General features: G+C 62.3%; 3 protein-coding genes. 1 reads left to right on the top strand and 2 read right to left on the bottom strand.

Features of this window, described 5'->3' with window-relative positions:
• Positions 1-70: 70 nt before the first annotated feature.
• Positions 71-1,444, bottom strand: coding sequence for a hypothetical protein (locus ACH0AE_RS17580; RefSeq protein WP_406876122.1), 1,374 nt, complete (start codon positions 1,442-1,444; stop codon positions 71-73).
• Positions 1,445-2,014, bottom strand: coding sequence for a recombinase family protein (locus ACH0AE_RS17575; protein ID WP_013849886.1), 570 nt, complete (start codon positions 2,012-2,014; stop codon positions 1,445-1,447).
• Positions 2,015-2,154: 140 nt separating this feature from the next.
• Here ACH0AE_RS17575 and ACH0AE_RS17570 point away from each other — a divergent pair, with 140 nt between their 5' ends.
• Positions 2,155-5,124: a Tn3 family transposase gene (locus ACH0AE_RS17570; RefSeq protein WP_406876121.1), complete on the top strand. Its 2,970-nt coding sequence runs from the start codon at positions 2,155-2,157 to the stop codon at positions 5,122-5,124.
• Positions 5,125-5,182 lie beyond the last annotated feature (58 nt).

Here is a 5,182-nt window from a genome sequence, read left to right as displayed (position 1 = left end):
TGAGGGCATCGCGTGGAAGGTACGCCAGACAACGCTAAGCGAGAACATTTCAAGAACCGCATGATGGCCGTTACCGCCGGAGGTCGCTAAGCCCCAGTTCTTCCCACATCCATGTAAAGTCATAGGTGCCCATCGGATCGGCGGTGCCCGATTTTGCCGCGCCATTTTCGATATATTTGAGCCAGTCGGCTACCTTTACCCGCCCCGCCTTTGTACAGGCCAGAACGCGTGGCGTCTTGTGGCTGAGGGCTGGGACCGGCTCATCGAGCGTTTTCGTATATTCACGGGTCAGCATATCGTGAACGATGCGCTCCATTTCATGCGGTGGAATATCCAGCGCCTCGTCCTGTGGCGTGCGGGCGGCATCGTCGGCCATAACCTGATCGAGCGTCCGGATTTCGGCCATAGGCGCGCTCACGCAATCACCAAGCCATTCGCCCATCTGGGTAATTGCTCGCTCCGCGCGGGCGGCACTGTTTACCTCGACGATCAGCTTGCGCCCTGCCAGTTCCACATTGGCAAAAACCGGCGTGCCGTCATCCATGGTCGTGACGAAGGCCCGCTTGCCTTTGGTCGCTTGCGGCTTCTTGTTCTTCGTCGCTGGTGCCAGCCAGTTCCAGAAACTGTCGCTGGCAGGTTCCAGCCATTGTGCCGCGTTCAGCCTTCGGATCAGGCTCTTGCCGACCACGCCTTTCGCCAGCGGAAAAACGATACGGTGGAACACCAGGTCATCGCCGTCGGCGTTGACCATATCCGGCGCGCTGCCGGGCATGGCCTTGCCCAGACAGTCGAGCAGCCACATGTTCGTGAACATCGGTCCCGATGCTCCCAGAAGCGCGTCCCGATCGGACGGGTCCAATTCCGCAGTGTCCTGAGTTTCGTCGGCAAGTCGGGAAAATGCCTCGACCACTCGCACGGCGCCCTCAGCGCTGAACGGCAACAGCGCTCCGGAAATGCCATGGCGCCCGTTCACGTCGACAACCCTTGCGGCGATCTTGTCCCAGTTGACCAGGGTCTGGGTTGCACCGTGTTCGCGCACCGTCACCGGAGCAACGTCGCGCAGCAGATCGCGCAAGGTCATCGACTGACCAGGCACGACTTCGCTGACCTCATAGAGCGACATGACCGTATCGCGTAACGCGCGCATATAGGCCTTGTTCGGCGCCTTTTCGTTCCAGCCCCGGCGCTTGAGATAGTCATCGACCAGATTGCGACCGTCGGGTTCCAGTTCCTGCGTAAGCAGATCTTCAAAGGCGCAGCCCCATAGCGGCCCTTGCCAGTGATCGCCAATTATCTCGAATATGGCGTCAGGCTTGAGTCCGGTCGCTTCGCTCGCCGGATCGAGATGCGCGGACAGCATTTCGGCCAATGCCTCATCCCATGGCGCGCGATCCGCATATTTCATCAGGCCGGAAAGATCGTGAGCCGATTTCGATCTGGACATTCAGATGGGCCTTTCCACGCCGAGGCGGCGCATTTCTCGATAGATGGTCGATCGGCCGATGCCGAGTTGTCGTGCTGCTTCTGTCGGCGAGATGCTCGCTTCGACCAGTTTGATGGCGGCATGTACCTTGGACATGTCGAGCGGCTGACGGCCGGGCAACTTGCCTTTGGCGCGCGCGGCGGCGATCCCATCCCTGGTTCGCTCGGAGATCAGTCTCCGCTCGAAATGGGCGATGGCCCCGAACACATGGAAGATGAGTTCGCCGGCGGCCGACGATGTGTCGATCTTTTCCTCAAGACTCAGGAGCGCGATGCCCTGGCCGCGTAGCGTCTCGACCGTGGTGAGCAATTCGGCGAGCGAGCGCCCAAGCCGATCGAGGCGGACCACCGCCAGCGTGTCGCCCTTGCGGGCATAGGCGATCAGTTCGGCCAGACCGGGCCGCTCCATGCTCTTGCCCGACATGACGTCGGTGAACACCTTGATCGCGCCGGCCTCCTCCAGACGCATGGTCTGTCCAGCCACGTCCTGATCGCCGGTGCTGACGCGGGCATAACCCAGAATATCGCCCATCCCGTGCGTCTCCCAAACGGTCGTTCTGTGGACGATCTGAAGGGCGATCGCTTCGCCCCATCCATATCCGTCCACATACTATGTCTCTTTACTCATGGCTGTCCATAGGCCCAGATGACCTTTTGTGGACGGGAATCGGAATGACGAAGCGTAAGCATCAACTCCTGACCGAGAGCGAACGCGATCAGATCCTCGCCATCCCGAGCGAGCGCGACCATCTAGCCCGGCTCTACACCTTCGAGCCTTCGGACATCGAGATCATCGGCGCACGACGGGAGCGACGGAACCAGTTGGGTGTCGCGCTGCAACTCGCGCTCTTGCGGCACCCGGGCATCACACTGGCGCAGTTGATACAGGACAAGGGAGCGATACCCCATGATCTCGCCGCCTTCGTCGCGGAACAACTTGGTCTACACGTAACCGACCTGGCCAACTATGCAGCGCGGGATCAGACGATGACGGACCATGCCCGCGAGCTGGCGATGCGAGCGGGCCTTCGTGGACCAACCCGCGCCGACATTCCCTTCATGATCGAAGCGGCCGCGAAAACGGCATGGGCGACCGACAAGGGGATGACGATAGCGATCGGCGTTGTCACCGCCCTTCGCGAGGCCCGGATTCTACTGCCGTCCATCTCCACCATCGAACGCGCCAGTAGTGCGGGACGCGCGCGTGCCCGCAAGCAGGCTGCCTACGCCCTGATCGCTGATCTTAGCGCCGAACAGGTCCACGCCCTCGACCAGGTCTTTGACGACGCCGGCGGCATGAGCCAACTCGCTTCGCTCAAGACCATTCCCGTTGCGGCCAGGCCCGATCACATCCGCCAGATTCTCGACCGCCTGCGGCAAGTGCGGAAGATCGGCATCTCCCCGGACGTGGCTGGCCGCATCCATGCCGACCGATTTCGGCAATATGTCAGGGAAGGCCGCGCTTCGCCTGCCTATATGATCGAGCGATATATTCCCTCCCGACGGCGCGCTACGCTGGTTGCGTTCCTGCTCGACCTCGAGGAACGACTGACCGATAACGCCTTGGAGATGGCGGACAAGCTGATCGGCAGCATCTTCACCCGCGCGAAGAACGCCCAGGCGCGCAGCTATGCCACCACGTCAAAGAATGTGGCGCGGCTGATGCTGATCTTTCGCAGGACAATCGACGCATTGACCGATGCGGTCGATACCGGCGAAGATCCAATGGAGGCCCTGGACGCATCGGTCGGGTGGAACACCCTCCTGAAGGCGAGGCCAGAAGTGGCGACAATCGCGGAAACCGCCAACCTTGATCCGCTGACGGTGGCGGCCGACCGCTATGCGACGTTGCGCAAGTTCGCCCCCGACCTGCTTGAGGCGCTCCAGTTCAGGGCCGGAAAGGGCAGTGCAAAAACGATCGCCGCCATCGAGATGCTGCGCGACCTCAACAGGTCGGGCAAACGCGATCTGCCTGCCGACGCTCCGATGCCCTTCCGCAAGGAATGGCGGAAAATCGTCGTGGGCGATGACGGCAAGATCAACCGGCGTCTCTGGGAAATCGCGACGATCGCGCATCTGCGCAACAAGCTGCGTTCCGGGGATGTCTGGGTGGAGCGATCGGCAGGATACCGCCGGTTCGACAGCTACCTGCTCAGCGAACCCCAGGCGAAGCCGATCGTGTCGGCTCTCGGTCTGCCACCCACAGCCGGCGAATGGCTCGAACAGCGGGGCCGCGAACTTGACTGGCGGCTTAAGAAATTTGCCCAGCGCCTGAAGCGCGACGCTCTGGAGGGTGCGCGATATCGCGACGACCGCCTCCAGATATCCCCCGTTCGCACGATCGCGACGCCCGACGCCGAAGCGCTGGCCGACCGGCTCGATGCCATGATGCCACGCATCCGCATCACCGAGCTACTGCATGAGGTGGCGCAGGAAACCGGCTTTCTTGCGGCGTTCACCAACCTGCGTACCGGCGAGCCGTGTCCCAATGAAAACGCGCTGCTCGCCACGATCCTCGCCGATGCGACCAATCTCGGCCTGTCGCGCATGGCGGCGGCGAGTCAGGGCGTCACGCGCGATCAGCTCCTCTGGACCCATGACGCCTATATCCGCGACGACAGCTACCGCGCGGCGCTGGCCCTCCTCATCAACGCGCACCACCGCCTGCCATTCTCACGAGTATGGGGCGACGGCACCACGTCCAGTTCCGATGGCCAGTTCTTCAGGGCCGCGAAGCGCGGCGCGTCGGGCGGCGATATCAACGCCCGCTATGGCGTCGATCATGGCTTCAGCTTCTACACCCATAATTCTGATCAGCGCGCGCCCTACCACGTCAAAGTGATCTCGGCCGCGACGCATGAGGCGCCCTATGTCCTCGACGGCCTCACCAGCCACGGCACCGATCTCAGGATCGTCGAGCATTACACCGACACCGGCGGGGCGACCGATCATGTCTTCGCCCTGTGCGCGATGCTGGGATTTCGCTTCTGCCCGCGCCTGCGCGACTTCCCCGACAGGCGGCTCGCGCCGATCGCGCCGGTCACGGCCTATCCGTCCATCACCCCGCTGTTGGGCAAGCGTATCCGCACCGACATCATCGGTGAGCAATGGGAAGACGTGCTGCGCCTCGTAGGGTCGATCAAGGCCGGCCATGTCGCGCCATCGGTCATGCTGCGAAAGCTCGCTGCCTACGAACGGCAGAACCAGCTCGATGTCGCGCTACAGGAAATCGGCAAGATCGAGCGGACGCTGTTCATGCTGGACTGGCTAGAAAATCCCGATCTGCGCCGGCGATGCCATGCCGGTCTCAACAACAGCGAGCAGCGCCATGCCCTGACGCAGGCGATCTACACATTCCGCCAGGGCCGCATCATCGACCGCAGCCACGAGGCGCAGCAATATCGGGCGTCCGGCCTCAATCTGCTCGTCGCCGCGATCGTCTATTGGAACACGATCTACATGGATGCCGCCGCCCAGCATCTACGATCAACATCGGTCGCGGTGCCTGATGATCTACTCGCCCATACGTCCCCAGTAGGTTGGGAGCATATTGCTTTCTCGGGCGATTTCCTCTGGGATCGAGCAGCCGCTTCCGCTGGCCGCAAGGCCCTCAATCTGCCGCCGGATAGCCGCGCCGCCTAAGCGTTCGCTGATTGTTCGCCCTTAGCGTTGTTTAGCGTACCATCCACGCTATGCCCTC

Source organism: Sphingomonas sp. 179-A 2A2 NHS (genome assembly GCF_045371305.1).
Lineage (GTDB): Bacteria > Pseudomonadota > Alphaproteobacteria > Sphingomonadales > Sphingomonadaceae > Sphingomonas.
This window is presented reverse-complemented; position numbering and strand designations above follow the sequence as displayed.

Coding starts and splice junctions, on each gene's coding strand:
- ACH0AE_RS17575 (WP_013849886.1), bottom strand. CDS start 2,014: ATGGGCGATATTCTGGGTTATGCCCGCGTCAGCACCGGCGATCAGGAC.
- ACH0AE_RS17570 (WP_406876121.1), top strand. CDS start 2,155: ATGACGAAGCGTAAGCATCAACTCCTGACCGAGAGCGAACGCGATCAG.
- ACH0AE_RS17580 (WP_406876122.1), bottom strand. CDS start 1,444: ATGTCCAGATCGAAATCGGCTCACGATCTTTCCGGCCTGATGAAATAT.